General features: G+C 60.3%; 19 protein-coding genes. 8 read left to right on the top strand and 11 right to left on the bottom strand.

The window, feature by feature from the left end:
- Positions 1-84: 84 nt before the first annotated feature.
- The 10 genes from IF189_RS02445 to glnE all read right to left on the bottom strand — a co-directional run bounded on the left by IF189_RS02445 (position 85) and on the right by glnE (position 11,330).
- Positions 85-903 (bottom strand): DUF3800 domain-containing protein, encoded by an 819-nt coding sequence (locus IF189_RS02445; protein ID WP_192552765.1) that lies wholly within the window; start codon positions 901-903, stop codon positions 85-87.
- Positions 882-1,217 carry a YceK/YidQ family lipoprotein gene (locus tag IF189_RS02440; RefSeq protein ID WP_134825255.1) on the bottom strand — a complete coding sequence of 112 codons (336 nt, stop codon included), beginning with the start codon at positions 1,215-1,217 and terminating at the stop codon, positions 882-884. Before IF189_RS02440 ends, IF189_RS02445 begins: the two co-directional genes overlap by 22 nt.
- 159 nt (positions 1,218-1,376) lie before the next feature.
- A complete protein-coding gene (locus tag IF189_RS02435; protein ID WP_134825254.1) occupies positions 1,377-2,828 on the bottom strand; it encodes a lipopolysaccharide kinase InaA family protein in 1,452 nt (483 codons plus the stop codon).
- Entirely contained in the window at positions 2,828-3,580 is a 753-nt protein-coding gene (locus IF189_RS02430; RefSeq protein WP_134825253.1) for a lipopolysaccharide kinase InaA family protein, read from the bottom strand. The genes IF189_RS02435 and IF189_RS02430 overlap by 1 nt, the downstream gene beginning before the upstream one ends.
- Positions 3,577-4,311 carry a lipopolysaccharide kinase InaA family protein gene (locus IF189_RS02425; protein WP_134825252.1) on the bottom strand — a complete coding sequence of 245 codons (735 nt, stop codon included), beginning with the start codon at positions 4,309-4,311 and terminating at the stop codon, positions 3,577-3,579. Before IF189_RS02425 ends, IF189_RS02430 begins: the two co-directional genes overlap by 4 nt.
- Positions 4,311-5,117 carry a lipopolysaccharide core heptose(I) kinase RfaP gene (gene rfaP / locus IF189_RS02420; protein ID WP_119429490.1) on the bottom strand — a complete coding sequence of 269 codons (807 nt, stop codon included), beginning with the start codon at positions 5,115-5,117 and terminating at the stop codon, positions 4,311-4,313. Before rfaP ends, IF189_RS02425 begins: the two co-directional genes overlap by 1 nt.
- Positions 5,118-6,239, bottom strand: a complete 1,122-nt coding sequence (locus IF189_RS02415) for a glycosyltransferase family 4 protein (RefSeq protein ID WP_134825251.1) — start codon at positions 6,237-6,239, stop codon at positions 5,118-5,120.
- Positions 6,239-7,300 carry a lipopolysaccharide heptosyltransferase I gene (waaC, locus tag IF189_RS02410; protein ID WP_085711109.1) on the bottom strand — a complete coding sequence of 354 codons (1,062 nt, stop codon included), beginning with the start codon at positions 7,298-7,300 and terminating at the stop codon, positions 6,239-6,241. The genes IF189_RS02415 and waaC overlap by 1 nt, the downstream gene beginning before the upstream one ends.
- Position 7,301: 1 nt before the next feature.
- The gene (gene waaF, locus IF189_RS02405; RefSeq protein WP_192552764.1) at positions 7,302-8,336 is read right to left on the bottom strand and encodes a lipopolysaccharide heptosyltransferase II; all 1,035 of its coding nucleotides are present in this window, start codon (positions 8,334-8,336) and stop codon (positions 7,302-7,304) included.
- Between the two features lie 51 nt (positions 8,337-8,387).
- Entirely contained in the window at positions 8,388-11,330 is a 2,943-nt protein-coding gene (gene glnE, locus IF189_RS02400; protein ID WP_192552763.1) for a bifunctional [glutamate--ammonia ligase]-adenylyl-L-tyrosine phosphorylase/[glutamate--ammonia-ligase] adenylyltransferase, read from the bottom strand.
- A gap of 384 nt (positions 11,331-11,714) precedes the next feature.
- Between glnE and aceE the strand changes: the two genes are divergently transcribed.
- The 5 genes from aceE to msrA all read left to right on the top strand — a co-directional run bounded on the left by aceE (position 11,715) and on the right by msrA (position 21,713).
- Positions 11,715-14,360, top strand: coding sequence for a pyruvate dehydrogenase (acetyl-transferring), homodimeric type (aceE, locus tag IF189_RS02395; RefSeq protein WP_119429493.1), 2,646 nt, complete (start codon positions 11,715-11,717; stop codon positions 14,358-14,360).
- Between the two features lie 11 nt (positions 14,361-14,371).
- Positions 14,372-16,333 (top strand): dihydrolipoyllysine-residue acetyltransferase, encoded by a 1,962-nt coding sequence (gene aceF / locus IF189_RS02390; protein ID WP_134825248.1) that lies wholly within the window; start codon positions 14,372-14,374, stop codon positions 16,331-16,333.
- 280 nt (positions 16,334-16,613) lie between these two features.
- Positions 16,614-18,008 (top strand): alkaline phosphatase D family protein, encoded by a 1,395-nt coding sequence (locus IF189_RS02385; RefSeq protein ID WP_192552762.1) that lies wholly within the window; start codon positions 16,614-16,616, stop codon positions 18,006-18,008.
- A 237-nt stretch (positions 18,009-18,245) separates the two neighbouring features.
- The gene (locus IF189_RS02380; RefSeq protein ID WP_085711103.1) at positions 18,246-20,942 is read left to right on the top strand and encodes a putative bifunctional diguanylate cyclase/phosphodiesterase; all 2,697 of its coding nucleotides are present in this window, start codon (positions 18,246-18,248) and stop codon (positions 20,940-20,942) included.
- Positions 20,943-21,047: 105 nt separating this feature from the next.
- Entirely contained in the window at positions 21,048-21,713 is a 666-nt protein-coding gene (gene msrA / locus IF189_RS02375; protein WP_085711102.1) for a peptide-methionine (S)-S-oxide reductase MsrA, read from the top strand.
- A 125-nt stretch (positions 21,714-21,838) separates the two neighbouring features.
- Here the strand turns inward: msrA and IF189_RS02370 are convergent, their stop codons facing one another.
- On the bottom strand, positions 21,839-22,678 hold the full coding sequence (locus IF189_RS02370; protein WP_085711101.1) for a 23S rRNA (adenine(2030)-N(6))-methyltransferase RlmJ: 840 nt from the start codon (positions 22,676-22,678) through the stop codon (positions 21,839-21,841).
- Between the two features lie 231 nt (positions 22,679-22,909).
- On the opposite strand from IF189_RS02370, the gene IF189_RS02365 reads away from it, so the two are divergent.
- From IF189_RS02365 to IF189_RS02355, 3 genes are read left to right on the top strand one after another with little or no spacing between them, the layout of a single operon-like run.
- Positions 22,910-23,494, top strand: coding sequence for a PAAR domain-containing protein (locus IF189_RS02365; protein ID WP_127796711.1), 585 nt, complete (start codon positions 22,910-22,912; stop codon positions 23,492-23,494).
- On the top strand, positions 23,494-24,066 hold the full coding sequence (locus IF189_RS02360; protein ID WP_127796710.1) for a type VI secretion system amidase effector protein Tae4: 573 nt from the start codon (positions 23,494-23,496) through the stop codon (positions 24,064-24,066). Before IF189_RS02365 ends, IF189_RS02360 begins: the two co-directional genes overlap by 1 nt.
- Positions 24,063-24,479 (top strand): T6SS amidase immunity protein Tai4 family protein, encoded by a 417-nt coding sequence (locus IF189_RS02355; RefSeq protein WP_134825246.1) that lies wholly within the window; start codon positions 24,063-24,065, stop codon positions 24,477-24,479. The genes IF189_RS02360 and IF189_RS02355 overlap by 4 nt, the downstream gene beginning before the upstream one ends.
- Positions 24,480-24,640: the final 161 nt, after the last annotated feature.

Here is a 24,640-nt window from a genome sequence, read left to right as displayed (position 1 = left end):
CGCGTTGACACCTTGGGAGCATCGCCATAGACTCCAGCACAAATGGACTGGGAGATCCCGGTCGGCGCTAATGCCTCGGTGAGATCATCGGGGCTTTTCGCTTTCTGGGGATGGGAAAAGCTTCAACCCCCAATTCTCGAAACCCTCTCCAACCTTGCTCCGCCCTCCACTGCAATAGAACTTGCGCTTGAGCACGTCAAAAGCACGGTTTCCCTGACCCGCCCTCAAAACGCTCATGCCAATGGGCCTCGCAACAAGATCGGCTAACTGCAGGCCGGTAGAGTTCGCCTGCTTAGTTGCAAAAACGATGTCAAACGGCAGTTGAACGCTCCATCGATTCGCCCCACCACACATCCTGCGAAACTCCAATTCAAGCTCGTTATCCTCTCGCTTTCCTCGGCGCTCGAAAATCACGTGCGTCAGTGCCCCTTGTTGATTCTTCTCCTGCAAAAACTCATAGAGCGTTTCCAGACAAAAGCCGAGCGCGAGGTGATAAGGATTATGTCCCGAGCCGTGTTTCTCGCGAAGAGAGGCCTTGTCTACCACGCAACTGATCAGAACGAAGTTGCTGGCCTCAATGATGCAAGTCAGCTCCTCCAAAAAGGCATTCTTGTGCTCTCTGGACATGAAGAGGCCAGAAAACGCTCCTTTTTCTTTACGAATTTCGAGTTCATGCAGCCCGATCAGATCATGTCCCATATGGGCAAACTTGAATTTCTGTAGGGCAGGAATGACATTCTCGCAGTAATGCCTCTTATGAAAGGCACAAAACGCGAGCACGAAGACTGGATAGTTGGGATCCAGTGTCTGCATTCCATGATCACCGCTCTCATCGACATAAACGATGACATCGCTGTATTCACTGGTTGGGGGCAAAGTAATTACCCACGACTTGGCCGCCAATAAACACTGAGATTCCCGTCCACCGCCTGGCGATAGATCGTATACGGCAAAAACGCCGTGTCGAAGACGCCGGACAGGGTCAGGTCAAGTAGGACCACCGGCACCAGAATCCCGGTGGGATCCGGCGGCGCGTGCAACAGGCAGAAGTCGTGGGCGAGCCCGCTATAGATACGCGGAATGGACTGGCAGTAGGTCTTCTGTTTGCGCAGACCACGCGTGGCGTCTTCATCATCCTGCAACACGGTGACGGCGGTGCCGCAGCCGGTTAGGGCCAGAGAAAATGCGCCGATGGTGAAAGCCGTTTTGATGCTCAAGGTTTGCCCTCCGGGAACGTCGGGGCAAACTAGCATCGGGACTTAGCGGGGGGCAGTTCATGGGTTCCGGGAAGGCCGTAGGACAAATCACAAGGATTTGTCGCCACTTGCCTTACCCGATTTTTATTGCGGAATCGTCTTACCGGCTTGCGAAAGAAATCACGCAGCGCCCGATGCATCCTTGGGCAAACGCTGATCAATCACCTGATACAGCGCACTGCTCTCGGGCCAGTTGCGCATGAAGCGCGCGCGATCCCGGGCATAGGCCGGAGCAAAACTGCCCGCCGAACCGTGCTGACACATCGAATCCAAGTCGATCAACGCCCAGCGATCCTCATGCCAGAACAGATTGTGGCCCTTGAAATCGCCATGACTGATGCGCTCGGCAATCAACCGTGCAAACAGCTGATCCAGCGCCTGCAACTCGGCTTCCGGCGCTTCACCGCTTTCAACATACGGCGCAAAACGCTCGATGATGTCCGGCCCGGCCAGGTATTCGGTGATCAGGTACGCCTTGCTGCGCAGCCAGAAAAACCGCGTTTCCAGCACCGCCAGCGGTTTGGGCGTGGCGATACCGAGGAACGCGAGGCGATTGCCTTCGCGCCAGGAATGCCAGGCACGGCTCGGGCGCCAGAAGCGCTTGAGCCAATGGGCAAAATTCTTGATGTTGTAGCGCTTGATCACCAGCGGCCGTCCGGCAACGTCGACCTTGCCGACGCTGGCCGCGCCACCGGTCTTGTACAGGTGGCCCTGATCGAGCAAGGCATCGGCCTGCTCCAGCACCGGCAGCATCGCGGGTTCTTCCTCGCGACGGATCGACCGCAGACCAAAGGCCCCGCGCCGCACGCTGAACAGCGTGCATTCGCGACCGACCTTGATCAGGAAATCCTTCAGCCGCCAGGCGCGCACCTTGTCGATCTGCTTCTGCAGCGCTTCCAGCGGCAGTGCGTGCTCGCTGTTACTCAGCAGGTAATACACCAGCAATTCTTCGGTGAACGGTTCCAGCGACTTGGGCAACTGGGCGAAAAACACCCCGAGATTTTCCAGCACTTTCTGTCGGGACAACGGCTGACCGGCGGTTTCCACACAGATGCCGGCGCCATCGATCAGGTACAACTGACCACCGTGACGCAGCAGGTTGTCCAGATGCAGGTCTTCCTGCCACAGGCCCTTGCCGTGCAACTGGCCAATGGCACCGAGCGCTTCGGCCAGCACTGCCGATTGTTCATCTGCCAGCACTGGCAAGGACTCGACCTTGCTCCAGGCATCGCCCAGGCTTTCGGCGCCTTCGAGGAACTCGAACAGCAGCCAGCCACCCTCGCCGTCCTTCAGGCCGTCAGCCAGCAGCAACGGCGTGGTCATGCCCTGGGCGGCGAGCAGCTTCACGCCCTCCAGCTCACGCTGAAAATGCCGCGCCGCCTTGCTGCCGACCAGCAATTTGGCCAGCACCGGACGCCCGCGCCAAACCCCGGCACCGACATAACGCTGCCCCGGCAACACCCGCAACAGGCTGAGCAATTGCAGATCGGCCGGCCCGGCCGCATCGGCCAGCGAAACGGTCAGCGGCAGGCTCGGCGTGCGTCCGGCGTTTTTCAGGTCGGACAGCTGCATCAGCGGGTCTCCTTGCGACTGCGCCGCGCGGTCAGCCGCGTGACCCAGCTGTCGACCAGCGAACTGTCGACCGACTGATCGAGATACGCCGCCAGCAACTCGCGCAACTGGGCATCACTCCATTCCGGAGCACGACGCAGCAGCGGCTCCAGATCCTTGACCCGATCCCGCTGACCGAACAGCAGAGGGCGAGTCTTTTCCAGATCGATCAGTTGCGCCTGATAACCGGCGCCTTCGGCACGCAGGAAAATATGCTTCGGATAGAAGCAACCATGGACCTGACGCACGCCGTGCAGGAGCCGCGCCAGTTGACCGCAGGCCTTGAGAATCGCCGACTGCTGCGATGCATCAAGGTCCGACCAGCGCTGCAACAGCGAATCCAGATCATCCCAACCGTCGAGGGCGCGGGTCAGCAGGATCGCGCGCACTTCGCCATTGACTTTGCGCTGGCCGAAAAACGCCGCTTGCAGCGCCGGAATGCCGAGCTGGTTGTAGCGACTGATGTTGCGAAACTCCCGGGCAAACGTCGGCTCGCCAAGCGGCGCGTGCAAGGTGCGGGTCAGGTAATTGCTTTGACGCTTGAGGTAATAGCCGTGGCCTTCGAGCTCGAGGCGAAACACACTGCTCCAGCCGCCACCGTCGGTGTTCGGCTCATCCACCGCTTCGAGCTGCTTGGCCCATAGCGCGTCGAACGTGCCGAGACCGTGACGCTCCAGCAGCGCACGGTCTTCAGCGGCGAGAAAATCAGTCATTCGCGTCCCTCGAAAAATCTCACCACGTGACGAATCCGTTTTTTGTCGGCGGCATTGAGCCGGTCACGCTGGCGGTATTGCAGGTAGAAGCGCAGGCGCTGGGTGTTCGACAGGTGATATTTGGCAACCTTGTCGAGACAGGCCAGATCTTTGGTGATCCGGTACTTGAGCCAGAAACCGCGCCAGAAATCGCCGTTCGGGCAGTCGATGAGAAACAGCTGCGCCTGATCGTCGATCAGCAGGTTGCGCCATTTCAGATCGTTATGGGTAAAGCGATGATCGTGCATCGTCCGGGTATAGACGGCCAGTTGCCGACTGATGGCGTCGACCCAGCTGTGATTGCGCAGCTTGGGATCACTGCGTTCGGCCAGCGCCGAGAGGTCCTCGGTGCGCGGCAGCTCACGGGTAATCATCGCCCCGCGGTCGTAGGCCATGCCGTTGCGCTCCAGGCCCCAGGCCACCACTTCGGCAGTGGGAATGCCCCACTTGGCGAAACGCTTGAGGTTCTGCCACTCCATTTTCACCCGCGGCTTGCCGAGATACCGGCGCAAGCCCTTGCCGGCGCCGGAGTAGCGTTTGACGTAATAGTTGACGCCGTTGCGCTGCACACGAATGACTTCGGACAGCGGATCGCGGGTCAGGCGCTCGCCTTCCAGCGCGAATACCGCTTCAAGACTGCCAAAATCCGCTGCGAGGTCGCTGTATCCGGGTTCAAGGTTCCAACCCGCCATCAGAGCGCATCCCCGTATCGCTGCTTGCGCGCGTAGAGCTTGTTGGCCTTGCCTTCGAGCCAGCTCAGCAACGACGCTTCTTCAGCCAGGATCTGGCGCAGCGGTTGCTGAAAGTAGCCCTTGAGGAAGCGCAGCTTGTCACGGCGAGTGAGGCCGATGTCCAGCGCGGAAAAATACAGCGCCGCCAAGTCCTTGTCGCGCCAGCGCCGGGTGATCGCCGGGCGGGTCTGGGCACGGTGCAGGTCGATCACCGAGAGTTTGAAATCTTCCGGGGTCACCGGTTTGTCGGTGTGCAGCAGGAAGTGGCAGATGTAGCAGTCGCGGTGATTGACCCCGGCGCGATGCATCATGCCAGTCATGCGCGCGACTTCGGCGATCAATGCACGCTTGAGCTTTGGCTGCGGCGGTTGCTTGACCCAGTCGATGCTGAAGTCTTCGAGGCTGATGGTCGGCGCCAGCTCTTCGGTGACGATGAACGAATGCTGATCCGCCGGGTTGCTGCCCTTCTCGCCGTACGCAACGGCGGTCATTGTCGGAACGCCGACCTCCTGCAGACGCTGGATGGCCTTCCACTCCTGACCCGCGCCGAGCACCGGCAGCTTGGCGGTCAGCAGGTTCTTGAAAATCTCGCCCCAGCCGATGCCACGGTGGATCTTGACGAAAAATCCGTTGCCGTCGACTTCCGTGCGCAAAGTCCTGCGGGCTTCCAGCTCGCGGTACACCTCGCCCTGCAAGCCCTCGACTTCCGCGAACGCATCGCGGCCGGCCCAGAGGCTCTTGAACGGTTCAGCCAGCATCAACTTCATTTATGCGTGCTCCGCCAGAATCACATCGGCCGCGTGCTGCGGCATGCTGTAGAGGTCGGCCGTCTCGGCGAAAGCCAGACCGTTGCGGCTCCAGGCCGCCCGTGCAGCGTCGTCGTTCAACATGTCGGTCAGGTATTGCGTCAGCTGCGCCTGATCGAACGGTTCGTCCAGCACTCGCCCGGCGTCGGCCTCGGCAATGTAATGGGCGTAACCGCAGACCGCGCTGACCAGCACCGGCAACCCGGCGACCAACGCTTCAAGCAGCACCGTACCGGTGTTTTCGTTGTACGCCGGGTGAATCAACAGATCGGCACCAAGCAGGAAGCGCGGAATATCGCTGCGCCCCTTGAGGAACGTCACGTTGTCGCCCAGACCCAAAGTTGCACTCTGCATCTGGAACAATTTGGGGTCATCCTGGCCGATTACAAACAGCCGGGTACGCTTCTTCAGTTCGGCGGGCAGAGCAGCCAGCGCTTTCAGGCTGCGATCGACACCCTTGGTCTTGAACCCGGAGCCGATCTGCACCAGCAACAGTTCGTCGTCCTTGAGGTTGAACTCAGCGCGGAAACCGGCGCGAATTTCGTCGGCATCCTTCGGGCGGCGACGGTCCTGGGCGATGCCCGGCGGCAGCAGGTGGAAGCGTTCGAGCGGCGTGTCGTAATGCTTGATGAACAGCGGTTGCTGCACTTCGGAAATCATCAGCACTTCGGTCTTCGCGTCTTTGGCAAACACTGCGCGCTCGTATTCGGCGAAGTGGCGGTAGCGACCCCAGCGGCGATACAGCGAATGGCGCAGGTTCTGCGCCTTGTCTTCGAAGCAGCCGTCGGCGGCGTAATAGACGTCCAGCCCCGGCATCTTGTTGAAGCCGATCAGGCGATCCACCGGGCGCTTGGCCAGGTCCGCTTCCATCCACGCGCTGAGTTTTTCGTTGCGGCGGTGATTGAAGAACGCCTTGACCGGCGCCACCAGCACTTCGAAACCGGGCGGCACGTCGCCTTCCCAGATCAGGGTGTAGACGCGGATCTTGTGGCCACGCTTCTGGCATTCGAGTGCGATGCGCATGAAGTCGCGCTGCAAGCCACCGAACGGGAAATACTTGTAAAGGACAAATGCCAATTGCATCAACGCAGCTCCTCAGCCATCAACAACGTGCTCAGTCGGCTGGCGACACGCTCGGGATTCAGACGCGTGAAGCACAGAGGCAACTCGCGTTTCAGGTCAAACTGACGGGCATCCTGCGCGGTCGGTTGATACGTACATTTCTTTTGCAGGCACGGCGCGCACGGGAAGTCGCTGCCGAGGTGAATCTGCAGCTTGCCGTAGGCGCCGGTCAGGCCCGGATTGGTCGGGCCGAACAGCGAAATCGTCGGCACGTCCAGCGCCGCAGCGAGATGACCGAGACCGGTGTCCACCGCAACGCAGGCCTGGGCCCCGGCCAGTACTTTGCCGACCCCGGCCAGGTTCAGTTTCGGCAACACTTCAGCGTGCTTGAAACCGGCGGCGATGCGCTCGGCCCGGGCCTTCTCCAGCGGGTTGCCCCACGGCAGCTTGATCCCGACGCCGAGGTAGCCGACCCGCTCGGTCAGCTCGCGCCAATAGCTTTCCGGCCAGTGCTTGGTGTCCCAGGTGGTGCCATGCAGGAACACCACGTAAGCATTCTTGCGCGGCAGTTCGACCAGACGCTCGACATTGAGGCCGTAATCGCCCAGGCCTTTGGGCAAGTCGTAACCCAGGGCGATAGCGAACAACTGACGCACACGCTCGACAGCGTGCTGACCACGGGCCACCGCCAGTTTGCGGTCATAAAAACGCGCGGCGATCGGTTCGCGGGCCGAGCCCTTGTCGAGACCGGCCACCGGGGCTTTGACGTAGCGAGTCAGCCAGGCGCTTTTCAGCAGGCCTTGAGCGTCGATCACCAGGTCATATTTGTTCGCCCTAACGGATTGCTTGAAGCGTTTCCACTCGCCGCTGGTAATTGTTTTCCAGAGGTTCTTGCGCCAGCGGCGGATCGCCACCGGAATCACCTTGCCCACGGCCGGGTGCCAGGTCGGGATTTCGGCGAAGCCTTCTTCCACCACCCAGTCGAACTTGATCCCGGGAATCGCCCGGGCCGCGTCGGTCAGCGCCGGCAACGCGTGAATCACGTCGCCCAGCGATGAGGTCTTGATCAGCAATACCCGCAACTTAATGAACCTCGACCACGGAGCCCTGCAAACGCTGCAAGGCATCGTTGACCGCGTCCGGCATCAGCTGGCGCAGGCAGTTGTAATGGCCGAAACGGCAGGTGCGGTCGAAGCACGGGCTGCAATCGAGGCCCAGACGGACGATTTCCACATGTTCAGCCAACGGCGGGGTGAAACCCGGCGAAGTCGAACCGTAGACCGCCACCAACGGACGGTTCAGCGCCGCTGCGACGTGCATCAGACCGGAGTCGTTGGAGACCACAGAATCTGCGCAGGACATCAGGTCGATGGCTTCGGCCAGCGAAGTGCCGCCGCTGAGGTTCACGGACTCTTCGCGCAAGCCCGGAATCAGGCGCGCGCGGATGTCTTCGCCCACCGCGTGATCGTTTTTCGAGCCGAACAGCCAGACCTGCCAGCCTTCGCGAATCCGCGCTTCGGCAACCTTGGCGTAATGCTCCGACGGCCAACGCTTGGCTTCACCGAATTCCGCGCCGGGACACAGCACCAGTACCGGGCGGTCGAGGGTCAGACCGAACTTGGCCAGCGCCGTCTCGCGGGTGACCGCGTCGATCTGCAAGCTCGGGCGCGGATAGGGTTTCGGCAGCTCGGCGTTCGGCTCATAGGCCAGCGCCATGAAACGCTCGATCATCAGCGGATAACGTTCTTTATCCAGCGTGCGCACATCATTGAGCAGACCGTAGCGGAATTCGCCACGCCAGCCGGTGCGTTTCGGGATGCCGGCGAAGAACGGCACCAGCGCCGACTTCAGCGAGTTCGGCAGCAGGATCGCCTGGTCGTATTGGCCGGCCAGGGATTTGCCGATCCGCCGGCGGGTCGCCAGCTCCAGCGCGCCGTGGCCGAGCGGGAAGCTCAAGGCCTTGCGCACTTCGGGCATGCGCTCAAGGATCGGCCGGCTCCACTCGGGGGCCAGCACGTCGATTTCGCACTGCGGGTGGCGCAGTTTGAGACACTGAAACAGTGTCTGCGCCATCACCATGTCACCGACCCAACTGGGCCCAACGATCAGAATATTCATGTGGTTTCCATAAACGAACCGGGGAGGCCTTACGCCTCCCCGTCTCGAGAATCAGCTTAGCCCCAGCTCTCGCCAGATCCGCATCACCTGCCGCCGTTCGTCCGCGAACTGGTCGCCCGGTATCACGCCGGCGTCCTTCTGCAAGGCCTGCCGGTGGGCGGCGGAACGATAGGCCTTGTAGGCCTCGCGCAACAGGCTGGCGTCTTCGACGGGCATCAGCCCTTCGTGTTCCAGCTCTTCCAGAATGCGGATATTGTCCGTCCAGCGCAGCAGCGGCGGGTGGCTTTGCGACCACGCCAGGGCCGCGTATTGCACCATAAATTCAATATCGACGATACCTCCGGCGTCCTGCTTGAGGTCGAACGGCGCCGTGGCGTCGAAGGCATTCGCCCCGGTACCGGCGGCGGTGCTCTTGCTCCCGAGGTTGTCGCGCATCTTCGCGCGCATCTCGCTCACTTCCTGCTGAAGCTTCGCCAGATCCCGCGCCTTGCCCAGTACCTGAGCACGCACTTTCTCGAACGCCTGGCCGACATCCTGACTACCGACCAACACCCGCGCCCGCACCAACGCCTGATGTTCCCATGTCCAGGCTTCATTTTCTTGATAGCGGGCAAATGCCCCCAGCGAACTGACCAACAGCCCCGACGCACCGGACGGTCGCAGACGCATGTCCACTTCATACAACTGGCCGGAGTTGGTCTGCGCCGTCAGCAAGTGAATGATCCGCTGACCGAGCCGGGTAAAGAACTGCGCACCATCAATCGGTTTCGCCCCGTCGGTTTCCGCTTGCGGATCACCGTCGTGGATAAACACCAGGTCCAGGTCCGAACCATGCCCCAACTCGATCCCGCCGACTTTCCCATAACCGACAATGATAAAGCCGGGATCGCAAAGCGTGCCGTCGGTGCGCAGCGGCGTGCCGTACTTGGCCACGGTCTGGCGCCAGGCCAGGGCCAGCACTTGTTCCAGAATCGCTTCGGCGAGCCAGGTCAGGTAGTCGCTGACTTTCATCAGCGGCAGGCTGCCGGCGATTTCCGAGGCGGCGACGCGCAAGCGGTGCGCCAGTTTGAAATGGCGCAGGGCTTCCATCTGCTGTTCGAGGTCGTCTTCCGGAATGCGGGTCAGGCGCTCGCGCAGTTCGGCAGCCAGTTCCGGTGCCAGCGGCGGCTTGAACAGGCGGCCTTCGTTGAGCAACTCGTCGAGCAGCAACGGAAAACGAGTGATCTGCTCGGCGATCCACGGACTCGCGGCGCACAGGGTCAGCAAGCGCCGCAGCGCGCCCGGATTTTCCGTCAGCAACACTAAATAAGCCGAGCGCCGGGCCACCGCTTCGACCAGCGGCAGGACCCGCTCGAGCACCAGATCCGGGTTGTCGTGCTCCACTGCCTGAGCGAGCAGGCGCGGAATAAAGGCGTCGAGGCGTTCGCGCCCGAGACGCTGCATCGCCCGCAGCTGCGGACTGCTGCGCAGACCGGCCAGCGCCTTCAAGGCTTTGGTGGCGTCGGCGAAACCGCCCTCTTCCAGTTGGCGGCAGGCGGCTTCTTCGTCCTGAGCCTCTTCCCACAGTGGCAGCCATTCCCCGCCGACCACCACTTCGCAATCGGCGCCCTCTTCTTCATCGGGGTCAGCAATCACTTGTGCAAAGTGCCAGGCCACCCGGCCACGCCAGAACATCAGCTTTTCATGGAAGGCGTCCCAGTCGGCGAAACCGAGCATGAAGGCGATGCGCGCCTGATCCTGCGCAGTGTCCGGCAGCATCTGGGTCTGACGGTCGGCAATCGCCTGGATCGCGTGCTCGGTGTAGCGCAGGAATTCGTAACCTTCGCGCAACTCGCTGATCACCGCCGGCGGCAGATAACCCTGCCCTTCCAGCGTGCCCAGCACCTTTAATAGAGGACGTTGTTGCAGGCTCAGATCACGCCCGCCGTGGATCAACTGGAAAGCCTGGGCGATGAACTCGACTTCGCGGATGCCGCCGGAGCCCAGCTTGATATTGTCGGCCATGCCCTTGCGCCGGACTTCCTGCTGGATCAACTGCTTCATGGTGCGCAGCGCTTCGATCGCCGAGAAGTCCAGATAGCGCCGGTAAACGAACGGTCGCAGCATGTCGAGCAACTGCGCGCCCGCCACCTGATCACCGGCGACGACCCGCGCCTTGATCATCGCGTAGCGTTCCCAGTCGCGCCCCTGATCCTGGTAATACTGCTCCAGCGCATTGAAGCTCAGCACCAGCGCGCCGGACGAGCCGTACGGGCGCAGGCGCATGTCGACGCGGAACACGAAGCCGTCGACGGTCATCGGGTCGAGGGCCTTGATCAGGCGTTGGCCGAGACGGATGAAAAATTCCTGGTTATCCAGCGCGCGCTTCACGCCGACGGTTTCGCCACCCTCGGGGTAGGCGAAGATCAGGTCGATGTCCGAAGACAGGTTCAGTTCCACCGCGCCGAGCTTGCCCATGCCGAGGATGACCATTTGCTGCGGTTCGCCGCTGCGCCGGCCGGTCGGCGTGCCGAATTGCTGGCAATGGCGGCTGTACAGCCATTGATAGGCCTGGTCGATGCTGGCGTCGGCCATGTCGGAAAGGTCGCGGCAGGTCTGCACCAGGTCGGCCTGACGGGTCAGGTCGCGCCAGATGATCCGCACCTGATGCCGGGCACGCTGGCGACGCAGGACGCGGCCCAGCTCGTCTTCTGTTTGTGCAGTGTTCACCGCAGCGGCGATCTGCCCGCACAACTCGCCGGGGGCGAACGGTCGGTCGAGTTCGCCGGACTGCACCAGTGACAGCAACATCAAAGGGTCACGAACACTCTGTTCAATCACGAAATCGCTGGCGCCAGTGACGCGGGCGAACTGCGCCCAGCGCTCCGGAGTCCAGGTGGAGAAGCCGTGATCGCCTTCGGTCAATCCGGCGACGGCCGTACGGAACGACTGCTCGGATCGGCTGACCAACGGCAGGAGAATGGCGGGCAGTTCGGCAAGCGCGGGCAGGGTCATGGTCTATCCTTGATCGGCGTGTAAATGGCCGCTTGTAGTGATGATTGAAAAACCGCTACGCGAAGGACTGTCGAACAAAAGTGAGAAATAGCTGAAATTTCTTTTTCTTTGGCAGCCAACATCAAACTTTCACCTTTTTCGGATGGCTAAAGACCAACCTTAACGATTATTCTCACAACGCAGTCGGAGGCCACAAGCCTTTCATCTGTAGTTTTACTACTCGTCTATACATTCGAAAGGCTGAAATGCCGGATGATTTGTAGTAAAACTACACGCCGCCGGAACAACCTGTCGGCAATCCAAGAATTTTAAATCGTCTGCCCACAAGGCCAGTCGCAAACTCAGGCAACCGATTCTGGAAGCCTTTCCGCCCTGGAGCAAGCCATGCAAGACCTCGATCCCGTCGAAACCCAGGAATGGCTGGACGCCCTGGAATCGGTTCTCGACAAAGAAGGCGAAGACCGTGCTCACTATCTGATGACCCGTATGGGCGAACTCGCGACCCGCAGCGGCTCGCAACTGCCTTACGCCATCACCACGCCTTACCGCAACACCATCCCGGTTACCCACGAAGCACGCATGCCTGGCGACCTGTTCATGGAACGCCGCATTCGCTCGCTGGTACGCTGGAACGCGATGGCCATGGTAATGCGTACGAACCTGAAAGATTCTGACCTGGGCGGTCACATCTCCAGCTTCGCCTCCAGCGCGACCCTGTACGACATCGGTTTCAACTACTTCTTCCAGGCTCCGACCGACGAACACGGCGGCGACCTGATCTACTTCCAGGGTCACACCTCGCCAGGCGTCTACGCCCGTGCGTTCATGGAAGGCCGCATTTCCGAAGACCAGATGAACAACTTCCGCCAGGAAGTCGATGGTCAGGGCCTGTCGTCCTACCCGCACCCTTGGCTGATGCCTGACTTCTGGCAGTTCCCGACCGTATCCATGGGTCTGGGCCCGATCCAGGCGATCTACCAGGCGCGCTTCATGAAGTACCTGGAACACCGCGGCTTCATCCAGCCGGGCAAACAGAAAGTCTGGTGCTTCCTGGGCGACGGCGAGTGCGACGAGCCGGAATCGCTGGGTGCAATCTCCCTGGCCGGCCGCGAGAAGCTGGACAACCTGATCTTCGTCATCAACTGCAACCTGCAGCGCCTCGACGGCCCGGTTCGCGGCAACGGCAAGATCATCCAGGAACTCGAAGGCGTGTTCCGCGGTGCTCAGTGGAACGTGACCAAAGTCATCTGGGGCCGTTTCTGGGACCCACTGCTGGCCAAGGACGTCGACGGCATCCTGCAACGTCGCATGGACGAAGTCATCGACGGCGAATACCAGAACTACAAGGCCAAAGACGGCGCGTTCGTGCGTGAACACTTCTTCAACACGCCAGAACTCAAGGCGATGGTTGCAGACCTGTCCGACGACGAGATCTGGAAGCTCAACCGTGGCGGCCACGACCCGTACAAGGTCTACGCGGCGTACCACGAAGCGGTCAACCACAAAGAACAGCCGACCGTCATCCTGGCCAAGACCATCAAGGGTTACGGTACCGGTGCGGGCGAAGCGAAGAACACCGCGCACAACACCAAGAAAGTCGACGTCGACAGCCTGAAGCTGTTCCGCGACCGCTTCGACATCCCGGTGAAAGACGAAGAGCTGGAAAACCTGCCGTTCTTCAAGCCTGAGCCAAACAGCGCTGAAGCCCGTTACCTGGCCGAGCGCCGCGCCGCACTGGGCGGTTTCGTGCCTCAACGCCGCGCACAGAGCTTCAGCGTACCGACTCCGGATCTGGATACCCTCAAGGCGATCCTCGACGGTTCCGGCGACCGTGAAATTTCCACCACCATGGCCTTCGTGCGGATCCTCGCGCAACTGGTCAAGGACAAGGAAATCGGCCCGCGCATCGTTCCGATCATCCCGGACGAAGCCCGTACCTTCGGTATGGAAGGCATGTTCCGTCAGCTGGGCATCTACTCGTCCGTCGGCCAGCTCTACGAGCCAGTCGATAAAGACCAGGTGATGTTCTACAAGGAAGACCAGAAAGGTCAGATCCTTGAAGAAGGCATCAACGAAGCGGGCGCCATGAGCTCCTTCATCGCCGCCGGTACTTCGTACTCCAGCCACAACCAGCCAATGCTGCCGTTCTACATCTTCTACTCGATGTTCGGCTTCCAGCGTATCGGCGACCTGGCCTGGGCTGCCGGCGACAGCCGTACCCGTGGCTTCCTGATCGGCGGCACCGCCGGCCGTACCACCCTGAACGGTGAAGGCCTGCAGCACGAAGACGGTCACAGCCACCTGCTGGCTGCCACCATCCCGAACTGCCGCACCTACGATCCGACCTACGGCTACGAGCTGGCGGTGATCATTCAGGACGGCATGAAGAAGATGACCGAAGAGCAACAGGACATCTTCTATTACATCACCGTGATGAACGAGTCGTACCAGCAGCCAGCCATGCCGGCCGGTGCCGAAGAAGGCATCAAGAAAGGCATGTACCTGCTCGAAGAAGACACCCGCGACGCGGCGCACCATGTTCAGCTGATGGGCTCCGGCACCATCCTGCGTGAAGTCCGTGAAGCGGCGAAGATCCTGCGTGAAGAGTTCAACATCGGCGCCGATGTGTGGAGCGTCACCAGCTTCAACGAACTGCGTCGCGACGGCCTGGCCGTAGAGCGCAGCAACCGTCTGAAACCAGGCCAGAAGCCTAAGCGCAGCTACGTCGAAGAGTGCCTGAGCGGCCGTAAAGGTCCGGTCATCGCCTCTACCGACTACATGAAACTGTTCGCCGAGCAGATCCGTCAGTGGGTACCGTCCAAGGAATTCAAAGTCCTGGGCACCGACGGTTTCGGCCGCAGCGACAGCCGCAAGAAACTGCGTCATTTCTTCGAAGTCGACCGTCATTTCGTGGTGTTGGCAGCCCTGGAAGCACTGGCTGACCGTGGCGATATCGAACCTAAAGTCGTGGCCGAGGCCATTACCAGGTTCGGCATCGACCCGGAAAAACGCAACCCACTGGACTGCTGAGGAGAAACTCTGTGAGCGAACTCATTCGCGTACCTGACATCGGCAGCGGTGAAGGTGAAGTAATCGAACTGTTTGTGAAGGTCGGCGACCGTATCGAAGCCGACCAGAGCATCCTGACCCTGGAATCGGACAAGGCCAGCATGGAAGTGCCGGCCCCGAAAGCCGGCGTCATCAAGAGCCTGAAAGTGAAGCTGGGCGACCGTCTGAAAGAAGGCGACGAACTGCTGGAGCTGGAAGTCGAGGGCGCCGCGCAAGCGGCCCCTGCTCCGGCTGCTGCTCCTGCCGCCAAGGCTGAAGCTGCACCGGCTGCCGCTCCTGCTGCTGCCGCGCCAGCCGCTGCCCCTGCTGCCGCTTCGGTTCAGCAAGTGCACGTGCCGGACATCGGTTCGTCGGGCAAGGCCCAGATCATCGAGATCCAGGTCAAGGTCGGCGACAAGGTCGAGGCTGATCAGTCGCTGATCACCCTGGAATCCGACAAGGCGAGCATGGAAATCCCGTCGCCTGCCGCTGGCGTGGTCAAGGCCATCAGCGTCAAGTTGAACGACGAAGTCGGCACCGGCGACCTGATTCTGGATCTGGAAGTGGCGGGTGCTGCGGCCCCTGCGGCTGCCGCTCCGGCCCAGGCTGCTGCTCCAGCCGCTGCTGCGCCGGCTCCGGCCGCCGCGCCTGCTGCACCGGTTGCCGACAGCGTTCAGGACATCCACGTTCCGGACATCGGCTCGGCCGGCAAGGCCAAGATCATCGAAGTGCTGGTCAAGGCTGGCGACAGCGTTGAAGCCGACCAGTCGCTGATCACCCTGGAATCCGACAAGGCGAGCATGGAAATCCCGTCGCCTGCCGCTGGCGTGGTGGAAAGCATTTCCATCAAGCTGGACGACGAAGTCGGCACCGGCGATCTGATCCTCAAGCTGAAAGTCAAAGGCGCCGCTCCGGCTGCTGCCCCGGCTCCAGCTGCCGCTGCTGCTCCGAGTGCTCCGGCGCCAGCCGCTGCTGCTCCGGCCGCCGCTGCACCTGCTGCTGCCGCTCCGGTTGCCGCTCCAGCCAAGCCTGGTGCGAAAGTTCACGCCGGTCCTGCCGTGCGTCAACTGGCTCGCGAGTTCGGCGTCGAGCTGAGCGCTGTCGGCGCCAGCGGTCCGCACGGTCGCATCCTGAAAGAAGACGTGCAGACCTACGTCAAAGCCATGATGCAGAAGGCCAAGGAAGCACCGGCCGCTGCTGCTGGCGCAACCGGTGGCGCGGGCATCCCGCCGATTCCGGTCGTCGACTTCAGCCGCTTCGGCGAAATCGAAGAAGTGCCGATGACCCGCCTGATGCAGGTCGGCGCCGCCAACCTGCACCGCAGCTGGCTGAACGTGCCGCACGTGACGCAATTCGACTCGGCGGATATCACCGAGCTGGAAGCGTTCCGCAACGCACAGAAAGCTGTCGCAGAGAAGGCCGGTGTCAAGCTGACCATTCTGCCGCTGCTGCTCAAGTCCTGCGCACACCTGCTCAAGGAACTGCCGGACTTCAACAGCTCGCTGGCTCCAAGCGGCAAGGCGATCATCCGCAAGAAATACGTGAACATCGGCTTCGCCGTCGACACCCCGGATGGCCTGCTGGTACCGGTCATCAAGAACGTCGACCAGAAGAGCCTGCTGCAACTGGCCGCCGAGGCCGCTTCCCTGGCTGAAAAGGCCCGGACCAAGAAGCTCTCGTCGGACGAGATGCAAGGCGCCTGCTTCACCATTTCCAGTCTCGGCCACATTGGCGGCACCGGCTTCACGCCGATCGTCAACGCGCCGGAAGTGGCGATCCTCGGTGTTTCCAAGGCAACCATCCAGCCAGTCTGGGACGGCAAAGCCTTCCAGCCGAAACTGATGCTGCCACTGTCGCTGTCCTACGATCACCGTGTGATCAACGGCGCCGCTGCTGCACGCTTCACCAAGCGTCTGAGCGATCTGCTGGCGGACATCCGCACCATCCTGCTGTAAAGCGCTCGGCCCTCCGGCAACGGAGGGCCGACTGCGTTCCACGTTTTCGAGCGCCACACGCTCGTACCTCAACCCCGTCAGTTTGGCGGGGCTTTTTTTTGCCTGAAATAACGCATGCCTGTACTTTTCCCACAACTTGCGCTGACATCAGCCACGACCCGAGTCCACTTCCTGTCGATATTTTTCAGCAGCAGGCAACTAATCTTGGCGCACAAAAGTTAACCGATAAAAAATCGACAACTTCATTACTCATCAATTTTTAATTCGAATGGATTCGAACATGCTAAAGCCTGTTGTCGGCCCGATTATTGGCCACACCACAACTCATCAGACAAGAATATTCATTCGCGGCGACTTTCAAAATGGCGCGACGGCATTTGCCGGCATCCGTTACCGAATCACTGATTCAAAACAGTGGTCGAAGGGACTGTTTGTCAAACTTGATGCCAGCCGTGATCAATCTGGCGTCCTGGTTGTCGACAACTTGAACCCCGACACCGATTACGAATACCAGACCGGCTGGTTCACCCCGATGAGCCCGACCCACACGGTTGAAAGCGTGGCGGAGCTCCCGCTGCAATGGCCCCGCGAAACCTGGCGCTTTCGCACCCGCAGCGGCCAGCCTCTGCAACCACGGGCCTACATCCTCGGCTCCTGCCGCTACCTGCGACTGACCGCCGGCCTGCCCGTGCTCCCGCAGCTGGGCGACCGGATCTTTGCCTCGATCAGCCAATTGATAGAAGGCACACACCCCCCGGTCAGCGCGATCATGATGAGCGGTGACCAGATCTACGCCGATGATTTGAACCTGATTGCACCGGACCGCGAATATAACGAGATCATTGCCAAATATCGTGCAGCTTTCTCTCAGCCCAACATCAGCAGACTAATGTCGGGCACTTCTACTTATATGATTCTCGATGACCATGAAATAGAAGATAACTGGCCAGCAAATGCCGACACCTCTGATGAGGCACTGTTTCACAATGCAATGGCGGCTTACGAAATCTATCAGGCCAGTCACAGCCCCGCCTGTTCGCTGACAACTAACGGCCAGGTGAATACTTCGCCGAAGCACTATTGGTATCAATTCAGCGATGGCGATATCGAATGGTTTGTGACCGATAGCCGAACCCGTCGCAACTTGTCCAGAGAGAACCGCCGCATCCTGGATGAAGAACAGGAACAGGCCCTGTGCAAGTGGTTGATCGAAAGCCCCGCGCGGATCAAATTCGTGGTTACCAGCGTCATGTTCTACCCGGATCGCAAAATGAACGGCGAGGATGCCTGGATGGGCTTCCCCGAACAGCGCCTGCGCCTGCTGGAAACCATCCGCCGGCATCGGATAAGAAACGTGGTGTTTATTTCCGGCGATGTTCACGGTTCGCTGACCTCCCGCCTGACCCACAGCGACGATCCTGATTTCGAAGTGCACACCATCGTGTCCTCGCCGTTGAGCAACAGCAAACTGTTGCCCTATGCCACGGCCTCGACGTTCATTCTAGATCAGCCGCTGGCCCGTACCGACGCGGGAGAATACCGGCACACGCTGACCAGCGAGGTCGTCAGCCAAGACAACTTTGCCCACATGGTGGTCGAGGCCGGGCACATCCTGGTCAACTACCACGACCGCGATGGCAAGCGCCTGCAAACGATCAACATTCCACTTCGCTAAGCCCGGCGGCTTTACCGTTCCGGCTGCCGATGGCTCTGGAACGGTACTTTCCCGGCGATCGCGCATTACTTTCCGCCACCCGCTGGAGAAATGCCCGGCGCAGCCGACATATTCTTATAGCACTTGGCCTTCATGTCTCTTGTCAGTCGGTGCCGCAATGATGCAACCTTGCCGCAGGCAACAGTAAAGAGGGCGAGAGCCCGGCGCGTTCAGCAAATTTCCAAGCGAGTTCCCTTCATGAAGAGCCAACCCGATGCCGCCAGCCGTATGGCGGCCGAGGTAGTGACGCAGTTGCCTGTGCCCTCGCGGCTCGGCATGCTGCGTTTCGAGCGCCTGAATGAAGCCAGCTGGGCGATGCTGTTTCTCGATCCCAACTGCGAACGTCAGTTCGGCCAGCCGGCCGTCGAACTCTGCGCCCTGGTCGGTTCGCCCTACGCCAGCCTGATGGAGCCCGAAGCGCGCTATCAGTTGCACGATGCGATCCAGCAGCAACTCGGCCAGAGCCCGCATTATCTGGTGCGCTACACCCTGCACACCGCCGCCGGCGCCCTGAGCATTCTCGAACTCGGTGAAGCCTACAAACAGCACAACCGCCACTTGTTGCGCGGTTATCTGCTGGCGGTCGACGATGTATTCGACGAAGCACCAACGCTGCCGTCGGTCGACCTGGAAACCCAGAACTCCCGCCTGCAAATCGCCCTTGAGCTCAACCAGCGCGCCCAGCAGGAACAGCTGCAACATCTGGAGCGGGTGCGCGCCCAACAGGACCTGATCCTGTTGCTGGCCCGCCAGCGCTACAGCAGCCAGAACTCCCTGCAGGAAGCCGCCGAGCTGATTACCCGTTGCGCCTGCGATATCTACGAAATCGACTGCGCCAGCCTGTGGAACCTCGAAGGTCAGAAACTGGTGCCGATCTCGGCCTATCACCGCGCCACCCAGGAATACATCCTGCCGGACGTGATCGACGTCAGCGGCTTTCCCGATTACATGGAGGCGCTGCACGGCAGCCGCGCCATCGACGCACACAACGCGATGCGCGACCCGCGTACCCGGGAGATGGCCGAAGCGCTGCGCCCCCGTGACGTCAACGCCATGCTCGACGCCAGCATCCGCGTCGATGGCCAGGTGGTCGGCGTGCTGTGCCTGGAGCAGACCGGCGTCACCCGCGCCTGGCAGTCCGACGAAATCGCCTTTGCCGGTGAGCTGGCCGACCAGTTCGCCCAGGTCATCAACAATCACAACCGCCGCACCGCCACCAGCGCCCTGCACCTGTTCCAGCGTGCGGTCGAGCAAAGCGCCAACGCCTTTTTGCTGGTCAACTGCGACGGCGTGGTCGAGTACGTCAACCCGAGCTTCACCGCGATCACCCAGTACACCACCGAGGAAGTCCACGGCCAGCGCCTGTCAGAGCTGCCGGCCCTGGAAAACCTCAGCGAGCTGCTGTTCGACGCCCCCTCCGCGCTGGCCAAGAGCAACAGCTGGCAGGGCGAATTCAAGAGCCGCCGCAAGAATCTCGAACCCTACTGGGGCCAGTTGTCGATCTCCAAGGTCTATGGCGACAATCGTGAGCTGACGCACTACATCGGCATCTACGAAGACATCACCCAGACCAAACTGGCGCAGCAGCGCATCGAGCGCCTGGCGTACACCGACAACCTGACCAACCTCGGTAACCGGCCTGCATTTATCCGCAATCTGGACGAACGCTTCGCCCGAGACAGCGATACCCCGATCAGCCTGCTGCTGGTGGATATCGACAACTTCAAGCGGATCAACGACAGCCTCGGTCACCAGACCGGCGACAAGTTGCTGATCAGCCTGGCCCGGCGCCTGCGCAACAGCCTGAGCCCGAGCGGTAGCCTGGCGCGGTTCGCCAGTAACGAATTCGCGGTGTTGCTCGACAACACTGACCTAGAGGCCGGCCAACAGATCGCCAGCCAGCTGCTGATGACGCTCGACAAACCGATGTTCGTCGACAACCAGTTGATCAGCGTCACCGGCTCCGTGGGCCTGGCCTGCGCGCCGCTGCACGGCCGCGACCCGCAGACCCTGATGCGTAACGCCGGCCTCGCCCTGCACAAGGCCAAGGCCAACGGCAAACACCAGGTGCAGGTGTTCACCGAAGCGCTGAACGCCGAGGCCAGTTACAAACTGTTCGTCGAGAACAACCTGCGCCGGGCTCTGACCCAGAACGAGCTGGACGTGTTCTATCAGCCGAAGCTGTGCCTGCGCAGCGGTCGTCTGCTCGGCATGGAAGCGCTGCTGCGCTGGAACCACCCGGAACGCGGCATGATCCGCCCGGACCAGTTCATCAGCGTCGCCGAGGAAACCGGCCTGATCATTCCGATCGGCAAGTGGATCGCCCGCCAGGCCTGCCGCATGAGCAAAGCGCTGACCGCCGCCGGCATGGGCAACCTGCAAGTGGCGATCAACCTGTCGCCCAAGCAGTTCTCCGACCCGGACCTGGTGGCCTCGATCGCCAACATCCTCAAGGAAGAAGCCCTGCCGGCCAATCTACTGGAGCTGGAGCTGACCGAAGGCCTGCTGCTGGAAGCCACCGAAGACACCCACTTGCAGCTCGACCAGCTCAAGCGCCTGGGCCTGACCCTGGCCATGGACGACTTCGGCACCGGTTACTCGTCGCTCAGCTACCTGAAGAAATTCCCGATCGACATCATCAAGATCGACCGCAGCTTCATCCACGAAATCCCGGACAACCAGGACGACATGGAAATCACCTCCGCCGTGATCGCCATGGCCCACAACCTGAAACTCAAGGTCGTGGCCGAAGGCATCGAGACCGCCGAGCAGCTGGCGTTCCTGCGCCGGCACCGCTGCGACGTCGGCCAGGGCTACCTGTTCGATCGGCCGATTCCGGGCGGCGAACTGATCCAGGCACTCAAGCGCTACCCGCGCGGCCCGCTCTGCCTGTAACCCACCGGGCACTATCCGCACACTTTGCCTGGTGATTAACTTGGCATCATTGGGCACACTGGTGGTCTGCTTATTTACATCCCATCCTGACTGAGAGGAACGATCATGGTTCTGCGCTCGGAAATTCTGGTGAACAAAAACGTGCTACCGACTAAAGAACAAGCTCTGCCCGGCCGCGAAACCCCGATGGCCCTGCCTGAAAAACACTTTGTTTTCACCGAAACGCCGTTGCTGGGCCCGTTCTTTCAGGACGTCGACTTCGCGATTTTCGGCCTGGGTTGCTTCTGGGGTGCGGAACGCCGCTTCTGGCAGCGTGAAGGCGTGGTCAGCACCGTGGTCGGCTATGCCGGCGGTTTCACGCCGAACCCGACCTACGAAGAAGTCTGCTCGGGCCTGACCGGCCATGCTGAAGTCGTTTTGGTGGTGTATGACAAGGCCAAGGTCAGCTACGAAGAGCTGCTGGCGATGTTCTGGGAATTGCACAACCCGACCCAGGGCATGCGTCAGGGCAACGACATCGGCACCCAGTACCGTTCGGTGATCTACGCGACCCACCCGGAGCAACTGGATGCGGCGCTGAAGAGCAAGGCTGTTTATCAGGCTGAGCTGTCGAAGGCGGGTCTGGGTGAAATCAGCACCGAGATTGAACAGGCACCGACCGTTTACTTCGCCGAGACTTATCACCAGCAGTACCTGGCGAAAAATCCGGAAGGCTACTGCGGGATTGGCGGCACCGGCGTTTGCATGCCACCGAGTCTGGCAGGTAACTAAACCCTAAAAGCATCGCGGGCAAGCCCGCTCCCACAAGGTCGTGCGCGATTCCGGAATCTGCGCGAACCCTGTGGGAGCGGGCTTGCCCGCGAAGGCGTCTGATCAGACACCGTTAAACCAACTGATCAGCTCTCGGCGATCAACCAATCCATCTGCCACCCACCCTGGGTTTGCCCAAGTTTCTTGGACAGCCACGGCAACAGCTCGCGCAATTCTTCCTCCAGCCCCCACGGCGGATTGGCAATCGCCAGGCCAGAGCCGTTCAGGCTGTTCGGCGTGTCCAGCGGATGCACCAGCAGCTCGACCCGCAGCAACTTCGGCGCACCGGTGCCGGCCAGATCCTGATAGAAACGACGCAATGCGCGCTGGTCCTTCACCGGGTACCAGATGGCCGCCACGGTCTGGCGCATGCGCGAGATCGCCTCTTTCAAGGACGCCGCGCAACGCTGCATCTCGTCGAGTTTCTCGAACGGCGGGTCGATCAGCATCACCGCACGCTTCTCGGCCACCGGCAGCAATGCCCGCGCCACATGCCAGCCCTCCCCCAGATGCACCGCCACACGACGGTCGCCCTTCATGTTGTCCTTGAGCAGCACGCCGTCTTCCGGGTGCTTCTCGTTGAGCAACACCCGATCCTGGGAACGGGTCAGACGCCGCGCCAGCTCCGGCGAACCCGGGTAATAGCGCAACTGGCCGTCCGGGTTCATCTCGTGCAGCACGTTCATGTAGTCCGCGGTCAGCGCCGGCAGATCCGGCTGGTCCCACAACCGCGCGATGCCTTCCAGGTACTCGCCGGTACGGTTGGCCTGATCGCCCTGCAGGTCATACAGACCAATGCCGGCATGGCTGTCGAGATAGGCAAACGGCTGCTCCTTGCGCGACATCAGGGCGATGAGGCGGGTCAAGGTCAGGTGTTTGAACACATCGGCGTGATTGCCGGCATGGAAGGCGTGACGATAATTCATGGCTGCTCCTGCGAGGGCCGTGAAGTTTACCTTTTACCGGGCGGCAAGTCAGGGGTTGGGGGCTGAGTGGGTGGTCTTGCTGTCGGGTACATCCTTGAGAGCCCGCTGAGGTAGATGGGATCGAAGGCAAAGCAACATCAAGAAACAACTCGCCATAGATACTCTTCGTCCCTTGAAGAAAGGGAATGCGAAGATCGGTCGCACTTAAAACCTGTAAAGAGGGACATTTACATGGGAAGAAAGGTGATCGGAATCGGCGCTCCGACCTCAACCGGTGGCGCAGTCCTGGAAGGGAACGCCGGAATCAACATTGATTACGCCGTAAGCACATCCTCCATCGGCCACATGGCCAGCTGTCCGGCATGCAGTGCAGGCAAAGGCCCTATCGTGGCAGTGGGCCCTCGAACAGTTACATTACCCGCCGGACCAGTTGCACTCGAAGGTGATTACATCGCCTGCGGGTGTCCACCAAAATCCAACACGCTGTTGTTCGGTCAATCGTCTGTTTATGGTGGCGGTGAACATAGTGCTGCGAGCTTCTCTGCGATAAGCAGCCTTATTCCAAAGCCCAAAACGATACAACGGATAACCTTCTCGTACGGGGAAAGCCAAACTCCCGTGGATTCGGTGTCGCGTTTCTATACCGACCTGAATATTCATGTAAAAACATCCGGCTATTCACCCGGTGAAACGGTAACTGTCACGATCAGTGGTGCGACAGAAAAGACGTTGTCGGGCACTGTCGGAGCGAAAGGAATCGCGATCATCCCGAATGCTTTTCAAGGGGAAGCATTTGATATGGAAGGAGAGATCTAATGGCCCAGGTCAATATCAGTTCAGGCGGCGTGAGCTCCAACATCGTCGTCAAAAGGCCAAAATTCAGCACGCTGTGGACTGCCTACGCAGAGGTCGGCCTTAAAAGCTCAATAGATGTTTATGCGCTTGTCGGGGGCAATGTCGAGGCTGCCAGAGCAGAAAAACCGGACGCCTATGCAAACGCCTGCGCTCTGAGGATAAGCAGAGGATTCAACTACGGCGGTTACAAAATCCCCAAAGGAACGATCATTCCCAGCAAATCCATCTATCGTCTGGCCGGCGCTGATCAGCTCCCCTACATCATGAAAGTCGCGGACTTTCTGGCTTTCCTCAAACACAATTGGGGGGCTCCCGATCACGAGTTGACGCTGAGCAACGCAGACTTCATCAATGGCAAGAAGGGCGTCATTATCATGGAGATCACGGGATGGAGCGATGCGACGGGCCATGCGACTTTATGGAATGGTAGCGCCACCGGAGATAACAGCGACTACCATCGTCCCGATAGCCATACCTATGACCGGCCAGACGTAAAGCTGGAAAAAATCAACTTCTGGGAGTTAAAGGGATGAAGTTCCAGTTACTCGTCGCACTAGGCATTCTGGGTATTTCCGGAAGTGCCCTTTCAGGTGAGGCCGAAATAAACAGTGCAAGAATCTCACTGAAGAATTATGGCCTCGCTAACTGCATATCGAGTCAATTCAAGTCTGAGTCCGACATAAAATCGGATCTTGGACTCGCGATTGGCGCCTACTCGGCCATGGGCAAGGGGCAACACGTGATACTGCAGAATGAAGATACGCTGGAGGTCACGCATGATCCGTATGCTGAGACTGAGAAATACATGGCAAGCGCCTACCTCAAAACGTCCTCTACCAGCAAACAGAATGGTAAAAACATAGTGTTTTATTCTTGCCTGGAAATTTATAACTCCCCGGAATTTGACGCTTTCATAAAGTCGCAGGATCAGTATCTGCAAAACTGAAATCTTCTCGCCTGACTAAATGATCCTTCCAAACCGATGCTGGAAAGATCTTTGGAAAGAACTGAGTGGGTGGTCTGGCTGTCGGGTACATCCTTCAGAAGCCCCTCACCCTAGCCCTCTCCCCGCGGGAGAGGGGACTGACGGTGGTGATCTTTCGGCTT

This window comes from Pseudomonas sp. IzPS59, from assembly GCF_014863505.1.
Lineage (GTDB): Bacteria > Pseudomonadota > Gammaproteobacteria > Pseudomonadales > Pseudomonadaceae > Aquipseudomonas > Aquipseudomonas kribbensis.
Note: the sequence above shows the minus strand (reverse complement) of the source record. Positions and strands in the feature narration are given on the sequence as shown.